Origin of the sequence: Kistimonas asteriae, from assembly GCF_018263925.1 — a bacterium.
In the GTDB taxonomy this organism is placed as follows: Bacteria; Pseudomonadota; Gammaproteobacteria; order Pseudomonadales; family Endozoicomonadaceae; genus Kistimonas; species Kistimonas asteriae.
The window spans coordinates 1-17,338 of record NZ_JAEVHF010000019.1 but is presented as its reverse complement, the minus strand read 5'-3'; the positions used below and the strand labels follow the sequence as shown (position 1 = coordinate 17,338).

At 50.2% G+C, this 17,338-nt stretch carries 19 protein-coding genes; 6 read left to right on the top strand and 13 right to left on the bottom strand.

Features of this window, described 5'->3' with window-relative positions; all coding sequences use genetic code 11:
* Positions 1 to 14: 14 nt before the first annotated feature.
* Positions 15 to 956 (bottom strand): LysR family transcriptional regulator, encoded by a 942-nt coding sequence (locus tag KHS78_RS18340; RefSeq protein ID WP_211830104.1) that lies wholly within the window; start codon positions 954 to 956, stop codon positions 15 to 17.
* A 181-nt stretch (positions 957 to 1,137) separates the two neighbouring features.
* On the opposite strand from KHS78_RS18340, the gene KHS78_RS18335 reads away from it, so the two are divergent.
* From KHS78_RS18335 to KHS78_RS18325, 3 genes are all read left to right on the top strand, one after another.
* Complete coding sequence (locus KHS78_RS18335; protein ID WP_211830103.1) at positions 1,138 to 1,578, top strand: carboxymuconolactone decarboxylase family protein; 441 nt, start codon at positions 1,138 to 1,140, stop codon at positions 1,576 to 1,578.
* A gap of 364 nt (positions 1,579 to 1,942) precedes the next feature.
* The gene (locus KHS78_RS18330; protein ID WP_211830102.1) at positions 1,943 to 3,169 is read left to right on the top strand and encodes a lytic polysaccharide monooxygenase; all 1,227 of its coding nucleotides are present in this window, start codon (positions 1,943 to 1,945) and stop codon (positions 3,167 to 3,169) included.
* 176 nt (positions 3,170 to 3,345) lie between these two features.
* On the top strand, positions 3,346 to 3,747 hold the full coding sequence (locus KHS78_RS18325; RefSeq protein WP_211830101.1) for an SMI1/KNR4 family protein: 402 nt from the start codon (positions 3,346 to 3,348) through the stop codon (positions 3,745 to 3,747).
* A gap of 12 nt (positions 3,748 to 3,759) precedes the next feature.
* Here the strand turns inward: KHS78_RS18325 and gpt are convergent, their stop codons facing one another.
* The gene (gene gpt, locus KHS78_RS18320; RefSeq protein WP_343216937.1) at positions 3,760 to 4,266 is read right to left on the bottom strand and encodes a xanthine phosphoribosyltransferase; all 507 of its coding nucleotides are present in this window, start codon (positions 4,264 to 4,266) and stop codon (positions 3,760 to 3,762) included.
* Positions 4,267 to 4,418: 152 nt separating this feature from the next.
* Between gpt and KHS78_RS18315 the strand changes: the two genes are divergently transcribed.
* Positions 4,419 to 5,012: a YhgN family NAAT transporter gene (locus tag KHS78_RS18315; protein WP_211830100.1), complete on the top strand. Its 594-nt coding sequence runs from the start codon at positions 4,419 to 4,421 to the stop codon at positions 5,010 to 5,012.
* 68 nt (positions 5,013 to 5,080) lie between these two features.
* Here the strand turns inward: KHS78_RS18315 and KHS78_RS18310 are convergent, their stop codons facing one another.
* Positions 5,081 to 5,509 carry a DUF2141 domain-containing protein gene (locus tag KHS78_RS18310; protein WP_211830097.1) on the bottom strand — a complete coding sequence of 143 codons (429 nt, stop codon included), beginning with the start codon at positions 5,507 to 5,509 and terminating at the stop codon, positions 5,081 to 5,083.
* 360 nt (positions 5,510 to 5,869) lie between these two features.
* Between KHS78_RS18310 and KHS78_RS18305 the strand changes: the two genes are divergently transcribed.
* Complete coding sequence (locus KHS78_RS18305) at positions 5,870 to 7,330, top strand: sodium:solute symporter family protein (RefSeq protein WP_211830095.1); 1,461 nt, start codon at positions 5,870 to 5,872, stop codon at positions 7,328 to 7,330.
* On the opposite strand, the gene KHS78_RS18300 is transcribed toward KHS78_RS18305, so the two are convergent.
* The 9 genes from KHS78_RS18300 to KHS78_RS18260 all read right to left on the bottom strand — a co-directional run bounded on the left by KHS78_RS18300 (position 7,299) and on the right by KHS78_RS18260 (position 15,156).
* Entirely contained in the window at positions 7,299 to 8,018 is a 720-nt protein-coding gene (locus KHS78_RS18300; RefSeq protein WP_211830093.1) for a glycerophosphoryl diester phosphodiesterase, read from the bottom strand. The two genes, KHS78_RS18305 and KHS78_RS18300, sit on opposite strands and share 32 nt — an antisense overlap.
* Before the next feature lie 113 nt (positions 8,019 to 8,131).
* Positions 8,132 to 9,181: a permease gene (locus KHS78_RS18295; protein WP_211830091.1), complete on the bottom strand. Its 1,050-nt coding sequence runs from the start codon at positions 9,179 to 9,181 to the stop codon at positions 8,132 to 8,134.
* A 92-nt stretch (positions 9,182 to 9,273) separates the two neighbouring features.
* A complete protein-coding gene (locus KHS78_RS18290; protein WP_211830089.1) occupies positions 9,274 to 9,837 on the bottom strand; it encodes an Lrp/AsnC ligand binding domain-containing protein in 564 nt (187 codons plus the stop codon).
* A 71-nt stretch (positions 9,838 to 9,908) separates the two neighbouring features.
* The gene (gene aroE, locus KHS78_RS18285; protein WP_211830088.1) at positions 9,909 to 10,748 is read right to left on the bottom strand and encodes a shikimate dehydrogenase; all 840 of its coding nucleotides are present in this window, start codon (positions 10,746 to 10,748) and stop codon (positions 9,909 to 9,911) included.
* 11 nt (positions 10,749 to 10,759) lie between these two features.
* Positions 10,760 to 11,674, bottom strand: a complete 915-nt coding sequence (gene hemF, locus KHS78_RS18280; protein ID WP_211830087.1) for an oxygen-dependent coproporphyrinogen oxidase — start codon at positions 11,672 to 11,674, stop codon at positions 10,760 to 10,762.
* Between the two features lie 67 nt (positions 11,675 to 11,741).
* The gene (gene tsaC / locus KHS78_RS18275; RefSeq protein ID WP_211830086.1) at positions 11,742 to 12,293 is read right to left on the bottom strand and encodes an L-threonylcarbamoyladenylate synthase type 1 TsaC; all 552 of its coding nucleotides are present in this window, start codon (positions 12,291 to 12,293) and stop codon (positions 11,742 to 11,744) included.
* Entirely contained in the window at positions 12,293 to 12,799 is a 507-nt protein-coding gene (purE, locus tag KHS78_RS18270) for a 5-(carboxyamino)imidazole ribonucleotide mutase (RefSeq protein ID WP_211830085.1), read from the bottom strand. The genes tsaC and purE overlap by 1 nt, the downstream gene beginning before the upstream one ends.
* Positions 12,800 to 12,872: 73 nt before the next feature.
* Entirely contained in the window at positions 12,873 to 14,021 is a 1,149-nt protein-coding gene (gene dprA, locus KHS78_RS18265; protein WP_211830084.1) for a DNA-processing protein DprA, read from the bottom strand.
* Between the two features lie 85 nt (positions 14,022 to 14,106).
* Complete coding sequence (locus tag KHS78_RS18260; RefSeq protein WP_211830082.1) at positions 14,107 to 15,156, bottom strand: LysM peptidoglycan-binding domain-containing protein; 1,050 nt, start codon at positions 15,154 to 15,156, stop codon at positions 14,107 to 14,109.
* 283 nt (positions 15,157 to 15,439) lie between these two features.
* Between KHS78_RS18260 and def the strand changes: the two genes are divergently transcribed.
* Positions 15,440 to 15,949, top strand: a complete 510-nt coding sequence (gene def, locus KHS78_RS18255; RefSeq protein WP_211830081.1) for a peptide deformylase — start codon at positions 15,440 to 15,442, stop codon at positions 15,947 to 15,949.
* Between the two features lie 72 nt (positions 15,950 to 16,021).
* On the opposite strand, the gene KHS78_RS18250 is transcribed toward def, so the two are convergent.
* A complete protein-coding gene (locus tag KHS78_RS18250) occupies positions 16,022 to 17,209 on the bottom strand; it encodes a hypothetical protein (protein WP_211830080.1) in 1,188 nt (395 codons plus the stop codon).
* Positions 17,210 to 17,338 lie beyond the last annotated feature (129 nt).

Genomic DNA, 17,338 nt, shown 5'->3' with positions numbered 1-17,338 from the left:
TAACTCACTCACACTTATTCATTAACCATAGCATCGGCATGACAAGCCTTATAACTGGTGGCCAGCATCTCGATTTTTTCAATTATAAAATCAATAAACGCCCGGATGACCGGCTTGGGATATTTACTGCCCCTATACACGATATAAATCTCACCACTGCCTTCCTCGTGCTGGGAAACCTCCCATTCCGGTAAACAGATCTGGAGCTGGTTCTGGTTAAGAGACTCCGTCAACATCCAACTGGATAACAGTAAAAGTCCAGCACCGCCTAAAGCAGCCGCCAGTAAAGGCGTACCGCCCTTGGACGTCAGGTTACCCTGCACCGGTATTTTCAGATGTTGTCGATCACGATGAAAAAACCAGTAATGACGTTGTCGGTCATGACTAAGCAAAAGACAGTTATGGTATCGAATGGCCTCCGGTGATTCAGGTAGGCCATGACACTCAAAATAGGCCGGCGCGGCACACAGCAAGGTATGATTTTCCATTAATCGACGGGCATGCAGAGAACTGTCGGATGGGCGGCCAATTCGGATCGCCAGATCGACATTCTCGGTATTCATATCTACCAATCGGTTATCCAGCTCTATCTCCAGCTTGACCTTGGGGTAACGAAGCAGAAATTCAGGCAACAGGGGACAAACACATTGCCCCCCAAAACTTTCAAATACCGATACTCTTAACACGCCCCGGGGATCATCATTCTGCTGGTTCATGGTCTGTACAAGGTGGTCAGCATCGTCCAGCAGCTTGCCCGCCCCGTCCAGAAAGAAGTGGCCTTCCTCTGTTAGCAGTAATTGTCGTGTACTACGCCGGAACAGCATGACATTCAGCTGTTTTTCAAGGTTATCAATATTTCTGGCAATTGAAGAAGGCGCCATATTCAGTACCGCACCGGCTTTGGAAAAACTACCGGATTCAACCACCTGGATGAATATACGAATTAATTCCAGCACGCTTACTACCTTTGCATGGAATGCAAAACCATTGAAGGTATTCAGTGGATTCTAGGCGCCGTTCGTATGATTCACAATACGCTCACTGGCTATCGGAAAGACAGCACATTGATATTGAAATATCAGGCCGGATTTATGGTGACCTGATATTTTCCAGACTGTATTCAGGAGAGTATTCACCATGCACAAACGTATCGACATCAGCAAACTGGAGCCCACAGCATATGAAGCGATGCTCGGACTCGAAGGATATATTGGTAAAACAGATTTATCAGATTCCATGAAAGAACTGATAAAGATCCGTGTATCCATGATCAATCAGTGTGCCTTCTGTATTCAAATGCATACCGAACAGGCCCTGAAAATTGGCGAAACACAAAAGCGCCTGTTTGCCTTGGCCGCGTGGAAAGAATCGCCACTATTCAGTGAGACTGAACGTGTGGTGCTGGCACTGGCAGATGAGATTACAAAAATTTCCGTACAGGGTGTAACAGACGAAACCTACAATAACTGTCTGGAAGTATTGGGTGAAAACAAACTGGCTCAATGCATCATGCAAATCATCACCATCAATGCATGGAATCGTATTGCGCTATCGACAAAAATGGTACATGAGAACTGATTAATTCAATTATCAGATAGGCCTCTTTATACAGTCAAAGCCTGTATTGATAACACATATTTGATATGCCGCTTATACCATGCCTGTTTATCTGATATATCCCTCCCGGAGAAAGACCTGCTATGCTTGGCGGGTCTTTTTCGTTAAGGGGCAGTATTATGATCAACTCTTGTATCTGTTCATTATCATCTAAACAATACTCAAAGATTTACCATACCGCGCTCCCTTCCTGACAATACACCTTGTTTAACAACAAATAGACTGAAACAGTTGCTGTAATGATCCGCAGCAATATGCGTTCATGAATCATCCTGTTTTCGTATAAAACCTTCTTTTTTTAAAATCATTGAGAGCAGTGAGAACAATGCTGTATTTCCGTAATGCATCATTCAAGACATCTCTATTAGCTACTTTTTCATTGTCTTTTGCGAGCGGCGTCCTTGCGCATGGTTGGGTCGAGGTACCGAAAGCACGACAAGTCTTCTGCGCTGATGACGGTGGTTATTGGTCAGATTCTATTCCCAATGCTGCCTGCCAGAAAGCCTACAACCAGTCAGGCGACTATCCGTTCACCCAAAAGAATGAATTCTCAGCCCTGGTGCCCGATTACCACAACCAGTCAGCCGTTGAAGCGGTGGTGAAGGATACAACCCTCTGTGCGGCCGGTGATCCTCGAAAAGCCGGTATGGATATTCCTGATAAAAACTGGCAGAAAACCTCGATTAAACCCGGAAAACACACACTTAAAATCAAAGTGACTGCCGCCCACCCTAACCATTTCTTCCAGATTTATCTGAGTAAAACCGGGTACGACTCTGCCACTCAACCACTGACATGGAATGACCTGGAACTGATTGCAGAGCATGGTGAAAAGCCGGTTGTTAATGGCTTTTATGCAATGGATTACACCATACCGGAAGGGCGAAAGGGCAGTGCCGTTCTCTATATGCGCTGGCAGCGTCTGGATCCTGCAGGCGAGGGCTTTTATAACTGTTCAGACCTTTTCATCACCAAGAGTGGCGGTGGGCCTGATCCGGATCCCGACCCAGACCCGGATCCCGTTCCGGATCTGGTTGAATTGGGCCGTTACATTACATCGGAGACCAATGAAGCCAAACCCGGTGATAAAGCCAACTTCAAGTTACAGAATCACCAGGGCGTGGATGTGGTTAACGAAAGCATTGGAATCACAACCAAAAATGCCGAGTTTACCGCCTGGACGGCAGAACTTGCCCGAAAAGTGAATGATCTGCACGGAAAATCAGTACAAATCGGATTCTGGCATGCTGAGATGAATCACTATATGTATGACGAAGTGAATATCTTTAACAATGCCGTGTTTGCCAAAAATGCCGGCTACACTTTTTCAACCGCAATCATTCGTGGTGATGACCCCACTCCACCCACAAACTATGACTATATCTACCCGAAAGGTATCGGGAACTACGTTGACGGGACTAAAGTCCTTGCCAGTGACGGTAACGTCTACAAATGCAAACCCTGGCCCTTTACGCCATGGTGTAATCAGTCCCAACGCTATTACGCGCCCGCCACCGGGCTTGCCTGGTCTGAAGCCTGGAATAAGCTCTGAATCATTCATGCACAGAGAATATGCGTGTTCTCAATGCATACTTGACTGGAATTACAACCTGGAAGGCTGTAATTCCATCCCAACGAAACTGCCAAAACAAGTCTTCTCAGGATCCCGTTTGTGGACAATAATGCAGCCATTAATTCATTCCTGTTGATTCAAAAAGGCGGTTTCCCGTGGAAGATGTTATTGAGCTATTGAAAGCCAATGCGCTGGATATTCCTGTTCCCCTCAGGCTGCCTGATGACGATGAACTGGTGGAAATCGAGGAAGAGCTGCTGATACAGCTGCCGTTCGACCTGAGGGAATTCCTGCTAAACGTGAGTGATGTGGTCTACGGTTCGATTGAACCCGTGACGGTAACCGACCCGCAATCCCATACCCACCTGCCGGATGTCGCTGCCGAAGCGTGGGATACCCTTGTCCCCCGCCACTTGATCCCGATCTGCCGTGATAACGACCAGTATTACTGCATCAGCGAAGACGGTGAGATCACCCTGTGGTCAGACGAAGGGGAATCCGACGATACCTGGCCTTCTATCTGGCACTGGGCGAGGGAAGTCTGGCTCAATCTCTGACAGGGAATCCTGTCAGCATTCGATGACCTCAACCTGTTCCACCAGCGGAACGGCATAACCCAGCGTCATATCCCAGGGGAAGCGTATCCAGGTCTCCTGGCTATATGCCTGCACAAAGGTATCCACCAGTGGCTGGCCTGCCGGTTTGACATACAATGTTCCGATATGGGCCTTCGGTAAGGTCTTGCGCACCATTGCCAGAGTATTTCCCGTATCGACCAGATCATCAATGATCAGGTAGCCGCCACCTTCTGAAGTAATCACGGGATCTTTAAGAACCGTCAGTTCACCCTGTTGCTGATTTTCGTAGCTGGTAATACAGAAGGTATCGATCAGGCGGATATCCAGCTCCCGAGCGATAATCGCAGCAGGAATCATCCCTCCCCGGGTGACGGCAATAATGCCTTTCCACTCTCCCAGCGTCAGTAGTTTCTGTGCCAGCAGGCGGCAATCCCGGTGAAGTTCGGACCAGGACTTAATGACATCGCGGGAATACAGGGCTTCACTCATTCCAGTCATAGTGACTAATCACTCATCAAGGTGATTTATTGGATGAAAGGCAGCATTTTATGTCCGCTGAACCATGAATGACAGCGTTTTCCCGGATGTGGTATAAGCATCAGCCTTCACCACTGTTTCCCTTTTCACTCAAACAACAAGGTGCACCTGCCATGGAAATATGGTCCGCCGCCATTCTTCTGTTTCTCATTATGGATCCGCTGGGCAATATGCCCGTTTTTCTCTCAATCCTGAAAGCCGTCCCCCGGGAGCGTCGAAACAAGATATTGATTCGCGAGCTTTTCATCGCACTGACGATCATGCTGTTGTTCCTGTATACCGGTCAGACGTTCCTGGCCATCATGAACCTGAAACAGGAGGCGGTTAGTATCGCTGGCGCGATTATCCTGTTTATCATTGCCATCCGGATGATTTTCCCCGCCAAAGGACGTAGCATCATGGGGGATACGCCGGACGGCGAACCCATGATCGTCCCTCTGGCTACACCGCTGATTGCCGGTCCTTCATTGCTTGCCGCCATCATGCTGCTGGCCAATCAGGATCCTGGTCGCCTGTTCGACTGGACAGTGGCTGTCATCAGCGCCTGGTTTGTCTCTGCCTGTATCCTGATGTGTTCTGGAAAACTCTATGATTTGCTGCGAGAACGTGGTTTGTTTGCGCTGGAGCGACTGATGGGGATGATCCTGGTCATGCTGTCCGTGCAAATGTTCCTGGATGGCGTGATTCACTACGTTAAGGGCGTGTAATTTTTCACAATCAAGGTGGTACCTTTTTACGGTACCACTGCCCTCATGCTTAATTTTAACTATCAATATTAATACGTTAGCTGTATAGACTGAGCAATCACACCACCATCAACCCTGACAATTGCATCCCAGAAATCCGGTGGTCCAAATGTGCCACGTGCATTATTGGTAAAACCATAACCTTCCACCGGAATACCAATCAGGTTGGTATCCAGCACACCATTATCATTTTCATCATGAAAAAGGGAGACCGCATAACTGCCCGGCGCTTCAACACTGAAACGCAAGCGCGTTTTACCAGCCACGGCTTTGACTTTGGCATACATCAACGCGTCTCCTTCATTAGGAAACGTTTCTTCACAATCATGCAATGCGGCTAACAAGTAGCCATCACTACTGCGGACATTCGCTACTGTCAGAATAATTTCACCCGCCAGTAGGCAAGATGATCCAAACAGAACCGCAGCACACAGGATAAGACGGGAACACGACAACATTTTTACTGTCCCAACCGAAAGGAAACAAAAAAGACAGCCTGGAACACGACTGCTTCCAACAGTGTCTATATATAGACCAGTAATTCACGGACAGCCGGTGACTTTCTTCCTGTTTTATATGGCGTGACCTATCGACATGAATAAACAAAAACAAAAGATCCTGTTTCTGTTGCGGTTTTGTATGATCGTGCTGCTTATAGTCTCCGTTCCCTGGTATGGAAGCTTATCGTTTCATCAGGCACCGCTATTAGGCATGCCAGCCTGGGTTACCCGGGCGCTGTTATGTTATGGCCTGATCGTCATTATTAATCTGTTGGTATGGGTGCTTCTTTCGCTCTGGAGCCGGGAGACAAACCACCCATGACGCTTGCAGACATCGGGCTGGGCGGCCTGCTGCTCTACCTGCTGATCCTGATCCCGGTCTGTGTAGTGGCCTGGCGATACCGCAGCAATGCACATAGCAGCCACTATCTCGCCAATCGATCCCTGGGATTTTTTGTCCTGGTGCTGACGCTCTACGCCACCATTCAAAGCAGTAACAGTCTGATGGGAGCGACCAGTGAGACCTGGCGCCGGGGCTTTTTCTGGGTGGTAGCGGTCGGGTATGTTGTAGCGATGTCTGTCGGTTATCACTTCATTGCACCAACATTACGCCCTATCGCTTGTCAGCAGGGGTTTGTGACGCCCGGTGACTGGCTGAGACACCGTTTCCAAAACGACCCTGTGGAACCCATACTTCGGCGAGGGATCACCCTGATCATGACGATCGTTTTGGGTAATATGCTGTTTGCCCAGCTGAAAGCCATCGGTGAAATCGCAGAGGTGATCACCGGCGGAATGATTTCGTACTCCGTAGGCGTGATCGTACTGGCACTGGTGATTCTGGTGTATGACCTTGTCGGTGGCCTGCGTGCGGTGGCATGGACGGATGCGGTTCAGGGCCTGATCATGCTCACAGGGTTAATCCTGTTGCTGGTCTGGATCATGGAAAAAAATGACAGCCTTGCTGCCATCACTGCGGGTATCGCCGAACTCAAACCCGAGAGCCTGGCACCGCCATCGTCGGAACAACAACGGTATTGGCTGAGCACTCTGTTACTCGTAGGACTCTCAACGGTTATCTACCCACAAGCTATTCAGCGCATATTCGCCGCGAAAAGCCATGCCACGCTCTATCACTCCATGGCGATATTGGGCGTGTTTGTTTTCATAACGCACCTGATCATTTTCTTTGTCGGTCTGGCTGCCATTCCACTCTTCAGGGAAGGCTACCAGAGTGATCAGATGCTACCCATCATTCTGAAACACTGGGCCGATGATGGTTCTGCCATTCATACCCTGGGCGCCATGATGATTCTGCTGGCAATTCTGGCCGCCATTATGTCGACCGCAGACTCCGTTCTGCTCAGCCTGGTTTCACTGCTGAGCCGGGACCTGGCAAAAGAGCCCGTCCAGAACAGCAACATGCAGCTGGATCGCTGGCTATCCATTTTCATTATGGGGGCACTGGCAATAGGGGCACTTTATCGTGACGTTACGTTCTGGCGCCTAGTGGAAATCAAACTGGAAACCCTGCTCCAGTGCATGCCGGCGTTCATTGTCGCACTACACTGGCGCAGGGTGTCTGCCAGAGCCATATTCTCAGGGCTGCTGGCCGGGATTGGCGTCTATGCGCTGGCACTGAGCCAGGGCTATAAACAGTGGCAGGGTATTCATATCGGTGTCATTGCGCTGGGTTGCAACCTGCTCATTATGCTGGCTATTCAGCAATACTCAGCATGGCGAGCCTTTACCCCACAAAGTCCTGTGGACGGTCGGTAAAAATACCCTTGATCCCCCAGCACCACAGTTTTTCCGCCACTTTAGGTTTGTTAACGGTGTAGCAGTACAACTCATAACCCTCTGCAATAACCTCCCTGGCACGGGCTTCCCGCAGGCGCTTGCAGTCCACATGAATGGTCACGGCATTAACATCCCTAGCCCGACCCAGCCAATTACGGGGCAGCTTCTCAAATAGATGGCCCAGACGGAATTCGGGCGCCAGGGCATGGCATTGCAGCAGCGCCTCATGGCTGAAGCTGGACAGGATCAACTTGTCATTGTCTTTCCAGTGTGTGCGTAAAGTGGCGATCACCGGTTCGACCAGGGCTTTCACGGAATGACGGTGCATCTTGATTTCGAGATTAAGGCCCAGCCCCAGTTCCTGTATCAACGCCAGCGCTTCGACCAATGTTGGAATCCGCTCACCAGCAAAGTCAGGGCTGAACCAGCTACCCGCATCGAGTTTCCGGATAGTTTCAAGGTTGCTCCGGAGGAGTCTGCCCTTGCCATTCGTGCAACGCCGAAGGGACTGGTCATGATGAATCACCAGATTCCCATCACCAAGCAGGACCACATCAATCTCTACCCACTGGGCGCCTGCCTCGTGAGCTTTACGGATACTGGCCAGGGTATTTTCCGGCGCCTGACTGGCATTACCCCGGTGACCGATAATCCTGCTTAGTAACATGTTGCTTTCCGTGATTGCTGACAGTGAATAGGAAAGGGCAGGCTGTACATCAGCCAAAATAACCATACTACTGCAGAAAGGCAGAATGAATCTTAACCCGACGCAATACCGACTCACATTGATCCCATAGAGCAACCATTCTCTTTTTGTCGGCCCTGCAAGTACATTCTCACACCCAAACCGCCAAACAGGAGATTAAGCCCCAGCGTAGCGAGAGAACGGACGGCGCCAGATTGCTGCACGAGCACGTTATGCCGGACAACATCGACTGCAAAATGATTCACCAGCATATCCATCAACAGACATGCCACTAATACGCCCAGAACAAGGACTGATACCAGCCTGATTGTTGTCTGGAGACCATAGTATTTACGGTACATCCCCAGCATCGGGAAGGTCAGCAGGCTGGATAACATGAACGCCATCACGCCCCCCGGCGAAACACCGTGCCACCACAAGACGGCGGCCAGCGCGACATTCCCGATTGAGCAACCAAACGTCAGAACCGCTATAACCACGCCAACCATGGCGTTCCATAGCCATACCATCACCCCCGGTTCAGCAGACTGCCAGAAAAGGGCCTGCCACCAGGCCGATGGCACCAGGATACTGACGGTAGACGCCACCAATAATCCCACCAGGATATCTCGCCGGATCATGTCCAGGTCATCGTGAAAAAAAACACAGGCTTTCTGCCAATAAGAGGGATCCCCTTTCTGCTTACTGGCTTGATCCTGATGGGCTTCAGGCATGGGTAACCGGATCAGTATGGCCAGAAAAAACGCAGCAATCATGAAGAAAATCGCCGTACCTGCGAGTAACCCAAGCAGTGTGCTTCCCAGAAAACCGTAGACCGTCACCACCATGGTCACACCGATATTGGTACTGGCAATCATGAAAACCAGAGTATTGGGCCAACTGGCGCCCTTGAGTCGCAAGGTATGTCCCATTCCCGCTGTCGCATAATTACAGATTGAGGAAACCATCCCGAACAGCGCGGCAATCGATGCGCTGTGAAGCGAATTTTTACCAATTTTCCGGATAATGGTTTCAGAAGGGACACGACTGCGGATGTAAGAGGACAAGGCAAGCCCGAAAGCAATAGGCCAGAGCATATGCCATAACAACAGCGCATACGCGGTAACAACATGAATAATCACCATGGGAACAGTCCCATTACAACGTGTAGAAGATGATTATAGAAGTTAGCGAATCCAGCCTGCTGAATATTGCAACAGACTGGACGGGTAGGGCGTTACATCAGAACCAGACGGGTATCCGTACGGGAGAGCGCTTTGGTCGGCTTGCCTTCGCTGCCAATACCACGTAGTACCCGGAACCCTTCATCGATGACACCCATCAGGCTGTCCAGGGTTTCCGACTCCACATAAAACACGGTGTCATTACGACCTAATACGTTGAATGCGGTTTTGATTTCAGGGTGACGACTCAGCAGCTTTTCAGCAATAGTGGAACCGCTGATTCTCAAGTCAGCAAAAATCCAGGCACCGGTGCCATTGGGGCGAGCATGTGTTTCTGAAGAAAGTGCACTCCCGTAATGATCCAGCACTAACATGGTTTCCGTCCGCTCAATCGGATTGAACCGGTCTTCCAACAGGGCGTGGATGCGATCACTCATCAGGGTCTTGAGCTGACTGACATCCGTCGTGCGACCATAACAGATCAGGTCGGTCGGCCCGATCAGGCAGTGAACAAGATCAATTTCCTCAATCTCCAGCAAGGTCTCACGGATCTTGTGGACATCGTTGTCACCAGCATCCACCAGCACGATAAAGCCGATATTTCGGGCACTTGTCATTTACTGCTCCCCACGCTGTTTCCTGACAGTCTGTTCATCTTACCATTATGGTCGCAAATGCTTTGCGATATTTATGCAGCCACCATGGCGGTGCGAACCTGACGGATAACCGGACCGGTTTCAGGACGCACGTCGCGCCAGATGGCAAAGGATTCCGCCGCCTGCTCGACCAACATACCCAGCCCATCGACCGCCAGCGCCACCCCACGGGATTCCGCCCACTGCATAAACGCCGTTTTTTCAGCGCCATACATCATATCGTACACCCGGGAATCCGGGCTGATAATCCCTTCAGGGATCGGTGGTAAATCGCCCTGCAGGCTGGCAGAGGTACCATTGATCACGAGGTCAAAAATGCCATCCAGCGTTTCAAGACCAGACGCCGTGATCGGCCCGATTGCACGGAAAAGATCAGCCAGTGTTTCAGCCTTTGAAAGGGTTCGGTTAGCGACAACCACGCTGCTCGGATTCTGTTCCAGCAGCGGTTGCAGGACGCCCCGTACAGCGCCACCCGCCCCCAGAACCAGTACGCGCTTGCCTGTGATGGTGATGTTATGATTTGACGCAATATCGGTCACCATGCCGATGCCATCCGTCGTATCCCCCCATAAGCAGCCATCATCAGACCGCCACAGGGTATTCACAGCACCTGCCAACTCAGCCCTTTCTGTGCGACGCTCAGCCATCTGCCAGGCTTCCAACTTGAAAGGCACTGTGATATTCAGCCCCTTGCCACCGGTCTGAAAGAAGGATGAAACAACGTCTCTGAAGCCATCCAGAGGCGCCGACAATGCCTTGTAAGTCATGCTCTGACCTGTTTGCTCAGCAAAGGCGGCATGGATGGCGGGTGACCTGCTGTGTCCGACAGGGTTACCAATGACGGCGTAACGATCATGGGTTGCATCGCTCATCGTAATCCCTCTCAATCCAGCCAGTTACGGGAAACCAGATAATTCTCATACAGGTCTGCTTCCGGCGTGCCCGCCTCTGGATGCCAGTCATAACGCCAGTCGACCTGTGGGGGCATAGACATCAGGATCGATTCTGTCCGGCCACCGGACTGCAGCCCAAAGATCGTACCGCGGTCATACACTAGATTAAATTCCACATAACGTCCGCGACGATAGCGCTGAAAGGCTTTTTCGTGCTCGCCCCAGCTCATGTTTTTCCGCTTTCTGACAATCGGCAGATAGGCATCGATATAACTGTCACCGACTGACTGCATGAAACCGAAGCACTTTTCGAAAGGCCACTCATTCAAATCATCGAAAAACAATCCGCCAACACCCCGGGGTTCATTCCGGTGTTTCAGGAAGAAATACTCATCACACCACTGTTTATACCGGGGATACACGAACTCACCAAAGGGTTCACAAGCCTTGTGTGCCACCTGATGCCAGTGTTGGCAATCTTCCTCAAAACCGTAGCAGGGGGTCAGATCATAGCCACCACCAAACCACCAGACCGGATCAGCACCTTCCTTCTCAGCGATCAACAGACGGACATTGGCATGGGAAACCGGCACATACGGATTTTCCGGATGGATGACCAGCGAAACCCCCATGGCCTGAAAGCTCCGGCCGGCCAGCTCCGGTCGACGAGCACTGGCGGCTGCCGGCAGCTGACGGCCACGAACATGGGAGAAGTTCACACCGCCTTTCTCAAACAACGCGCCATTTTCAATGACCCGGGCTCTGCCACCACCGCCATGGTGATGCTCCCAGTTATCTTCCCGGAATGTCGCTTTGCCATCCTCTGCCGCCAGCCCATCACAGATACGATCCTGTAGGCCCAACAGGTAATGTTTTACCGCGGCGATATCCGGTTGGTCAGTCATAAGCGAAATTCCGATCAGTGGGTCATCTGCCGGCACGAGGCAGTAACAGTCCGGCCGGCAATGATTTTTAACGAAAGACCTGATCCGTCACCAGATCACGTATGCTCGAAGGCGACTGGGCATCACCCGTACCGCCTTCCGTAATCCAGTCAACGTCCTGGTCAAAAGTGGCGACCACCTCTTCCCGCGTCACCATGGGCGGTTCCCCGGCACGGTTGGCCGATGTCGAAACCATGGGCTTGCCAAATAGATTACACAGCTCGACCACCAGCGGATGTTGGCTGATCCGGATGGCAACGCTGTCAAAATCCCCTTTGATCCAGCCAGGAATCCAGTTCGTTTCATCTGGCACCAGCCAGGTTAACGGCTGCGATTGCATGGACAGGATCTTGGACGACAGATCATCGCTCAGGGTTTCAAGTAACGGGGCAATCTGATCCGGACAGGATGCAACAAGAATCAATCCCTTGCTGATCGGCCGCTGTTTGATGGAAAGAATGCGGTGAACCGCTGCTTCACTCCAGGGATCACACCCCAATCCCCAGACCGCTTCAGTAGGATAGGCGATAACGCCACCCGAGCGCAGTGCCCGGGCAGCTTCAGTAACATCCTGAGCCATTACGCGCCCAGTTTTTCCTGCAGGGCAGCATTACGGGCCAGTACGTTTTCCGCATTGGCGCGACGATCAGCCTTCAGACGATCAGCCAGGTCGGCATCACCAAGGGCAATGATCTGGCAAGCCAGATAACCGGCATTTTTCGCGCCGGCCTTGCCGATGGCGACAGTAGCGACCGGAATACCACCCGGCATCTGCGCAGTGGAGAGCAGGGCATCCATACCATCCAGGGGACCTGCATCAATCGGCACACCAATCACCGGCTTGATGGTCAGTGATGCCACAACACCCGCCAGGTGCGCCGCCATACCGGCACAGCAGATGAATGCGGCGCAGCCACGAGCATCAGCATCTTTGACATAACTGTGAGTGGCATCGGGGGTACGGTGGGCGGAATGTACACGAACTTCGCAGTGCACATTGAGTTTCTTCAGGACATCAATGGCCGCTTCAACCTTGGGCAGGTCAGAATCGGATCCCATGAGAATGGCAACAAAAGGTTGGCTCATTACAGGCTCTCTTCTAACAGGGTTGGACAAATATGATTATTCTTTGTGAGCGCGCAAAGTATCGTAACCGCCGTTACCTGTCCAGAGCGGAACGGTTGGTTATACGCATAAAACCGCCAGGAACACTGACAATTTTCCCGTCAAGCTCCAGATCGAGTAATAGACTGGCAACCCTATGGCTGGGCAGGCCGGTTCTCAGCACGACATCATCGGTATGACAGGTCTCAAACCCCATGGCATTGAGCACCTGTTTTTCGCTCTCTGAGCCCGTTTCCGGCAACTCATCCTGCGCATGGGATGGAACCGACTGCCAACACCCCAAAGGCCCGGTTAACTCCTGCAGGATATCCTCAACACTTTCTACCAGGGTGGCGCCTTCCCGAATCAGGCTATGGCAACCGCGGGTACAGGGATTATTGATAGGCCCTGGAACGGCAAACACCTCACGTCCCTGCTCATTGGCTAGGCGTGCCGTGATCAGGGAGCCACTTTTAACATCAGCCTCAACGACCAATACTCCATGACTCAAACCACTGATAATGCGGTTTCGACGGGGAAAATGCCCGGGTCTTGGCAAAGTACCCAGCGGAAATTCCGACACCAGTACGCCATGGTTGGAGATCGTTTCAGCCAGTGGCCGGTGTCTTTCCGGATAAACACGATCCAAGCCGGTTGCCACGACGGCGACCGTAGTGCCCTTGCCTGATAACGCCCCTTTATGGGCTTCGCCATCAATACCCAGGGCCAGCCCACTGGTTACGGTCAGACCACAACCCGCCAGCGCTTCTGCCAACTGAAAAGCATGATGCTTTCCCTGTGGGGTGGGAGAACGGGTACCAACAACGGCAATCTGTGGGGAAAGCAGATGCTCCGGATTTCCCTGGCTAAAGAGTAAAGGGGGTGGATCAGCAATGGCTGCCAGTGATGAAGGATACCCACTGGAATCCCTGCAAATAATGTGGTGATTGGGTTCTGATAACCACTTACGGGTCGCTGCCAGACTATCCTGCATCCCTACAGACTTACTACTGGACGCAATATTCACTGCCAGGGATTTCGGCACGCTCTCAAGAAGACCTTTCAATGACAGGGACAGCACTTTTTCCGGACTACCGACATGCTCCAGCAAATAGTGGAAGCGTTTCAGCCCCAGCCCCGGGAGATGAAACAGCCGAAGCCATGGCTCCAGTTGATCCCAGTGTTTATCAAATAGCGCGGACATAACGACATCCTGTTTCCCCACCCCTGACACTGCAGGGGTGGCATTGTTGTTGGCAATGGGGAATCAGGATAGATCAGGAATACACTCAGGGGGCTTTTAGCAGGTCACCAATACGCAGCGGCTGACTGGCTTTTAAGACCACACCATAGCTAACCTTCTCAAACGTGCGATAGACCATCAACACACCCACACGTTCCGGAGGCAAGGTGATCACTTCATCTGCGAACCGGTCTCGCACCTCAACATCTTTATAGATCGCCATGACATTGCCGGTTTTCAAATTCTCCCGCTCGCCCTTGTTGATAATCACATTGTGAAAACGTCCGATCTGGTTAACGCCGCTGATAACGTGAAGAATTCTGGCCCTCATTTCACGATCTTCCGGGACGCTGGGCATGAAAGATGGCGCAAGCCCCCGCTCTTCCGACACCAACAGCCGGTCACCACCACGAATTTCTTCTGAAGCCCGAGTCACCCTGAGCGACAACAGGTCACCATTAACCTTCTTCAGTGTCGCTGATCCCAAGCCCAACGCCATGATACCCAGCACCTCATTGGTTTCAAGGTCAGTAATCACCTGCTGCTTGCGGTAGACCCCAAAGCGGGTGATTTCGTCTTCCACCACCCCTCTGGCATAAATAAGGTCTCCTGCGGCACTGATCAATCTATCCTCCTTACCGCTGACAATGTAAGGAGCATTCGTCAATGTTTCTGGAATACTGACGATCCGGCTGTGACTGAGAAACCCGCTGATCGCATCCAGGGGGATGGCCGGGATGGCATCCGCCAGGCGTTGCTTGCGGATTTTTGGTATTAGCTTGATCGTGCGGCCATCCCCCGTGGCGGACTGACCATTGCGACTGACGGTTAGATGCGGTTTGCCATCGATATAAACCAGATTAATGACATCACCGGGATAAATCAGGTGCGGGTTGTTGATCTGGCTGTTCATATCCCAGACTTCAGGCCAGCGCCAGGGGCTCTTGAGAAAGCGGCCGGAGATTTCCCAGAGAGTGTCACCAGGTACCACCGTATAGCTCTCGGGCCGATCGTCCCGGAACATCTCGTCAGACGCTTCCCCCCAGGCGATCATGGAAAGACTCCACAGCACACATCCCAGTAACAGTTTTTTCATTGTTATGTCTCAGCTCTGCCGATCAGGCCTCTGCCTGTTTTCCACCCATGATACCAACGTTTTTCGGCACTAGACCAGCCAACCTGAACTAGCGTGATGGCCGTCGCAAATCGGTCAGATGGTTAGACAAACCAACAGCCGTGTCAGTGACAGTCATTATCAGTTGTATTGAAAATGCTAATTTGTGTCAGTAACGGGGGAAATTTACAATAAACCCTAAATGATGTGCGTTCCGGTGTGGGCAATGCACGCAATGTTATAGAAGAATGGAACGGCATAAATTATGGCTATATTGACGATTCTTGAATACCCCGATGAGCGTCTCCGTGAAGTCGGCACCCCTGTCGAGACCGTAGATGACGCACTGCGCACGTTCATCGACGATATGTTCGACACCATGTACGAAAGCAAGGGTGTGGGCCTGGCTGCCACCCAGGTCAACGTCCAGAAGCGCATCTTCGTCATGGATCTGTCGGAAGATAAAAGCGATCCCATGGCGTTCATCAACCCTGAAATCACCCCACTGACGGATGAAGTCACAGAATACGGTGAAGGTTGCCTGTCAGTACCCGGTTTTTATGAAAGCCTGGATCGACCCGCCAAAGTGCGCGTTAAGGCCCTGGACCGTAACGGAGAATCATTCGAGGTAGAGTGTGAAGGCTTGATGGCTGTCTGCGTACAACACGAGACCGATCATCTCGACGGCAAGCTGTTTGTGGATTATCTCTCCAAACTCAAGCGTGAGCGGATTCGTAAGAAGCTTGAGAAGCAGCATAGATTAATAGAAAAATAGAAGTTTTATCGAATGATTTTGGGTTGATAATATATCAAACTATCAACCCAAATTTTATTATATGATAATTAATCATTCCTGATCTGCATCTGCGGGTATATCCCTTACATAGCTATTTATTTTTTTGTACATAAGAAACTTTGTATCTCTATGAAATGATTTAAGATGATCCATAGTACAAGCATAACATCTTTGCATATCTTTTAAATTATTTACTTCATCCCCATCCTCAGAAGTAGTCTTATCAAAGTCTTTAACATCTGCGTCCACTGACTCAGCATATTTCGTCAACCCACCGTCTTTTGAGAAGAGGCCAAGATTAATTTGCTGCCCCATATTTGGATAAACTTTAATTGCCGGGATGATTCTCTCACCCTCTTTTTGATCTTCCATACTATCAAAGCAATAAACATCACCACCACGAATAACCCATGCCCGATAATGAGACAGCTCGATTGTTAAAATACTTAGTAGTTGATATTCGTGAACAACTTCTTTCTTACCGTCTTCTGTTGTATATTGGGTTTCAATTTTATCATTTAGCCATAGTTTTGATCTGGCACCACCTTGATCAGGAGATGAAAGATATAAAATATCACTTCCAACATGAATGATTTCTTTGACATTACATATCTTTAAATTGTTAAAATAGTTATCTATACCATCCTGAACAGATAATTCAATCGCTTGCCCTGAAGCAAGATAGTAATCTAGTTGCAGGTCTAACTTCATTGCAACCGATCCGCCTTTATCCGGATCAAGAACAACACCAAACATACGATAAAAATCTACTATAAAATCATTAGGATCACTCTGTCTCGATTGAGCTGAGTCATACTGGATAAAAGGACATAGTATTTCTATAAAAAATTCCATTACAGAGTCTTCAACAAAACCTCTTTTAGAGTGAACTTTACTATCAACCTCCTGGAGAGTTTCCATAAATTTATCATATTCTTTTAACTGTTTTTCTAATTTTGTCAATCTTTGTTGTCTTACGGTAATTGAACCCAATTGTCTTTTACGCGTTTTTTCTTGAAACGTATCAGCATTAATCCCTTTAGATGGATCATCTTTCATAATTACTTGCACAGGTAATTGATAAGGGTTTCTTGCCTGTACAATTGCCTCATCTTCAATTCCCATATCTCTGGCTTGTTTAATAACAAGATCTAAACTTTCTTTTGCCAATCTTAGTTCATGTTCAAGCTTGGATTTATCAACTGGCAGGTTCAACAATCGATCTAGCTCACCTGTCATGCTAAGGAACCTGCGATTAAGTCCCCGATAATAAGCTAATCTCCTCTCAGCCCTTGCTGGAGATTAGCCATGGATCAACAACTCAGCTTTTCTGACGCTGAATTCACTCAAAAGCGTCGCCAGACCCGC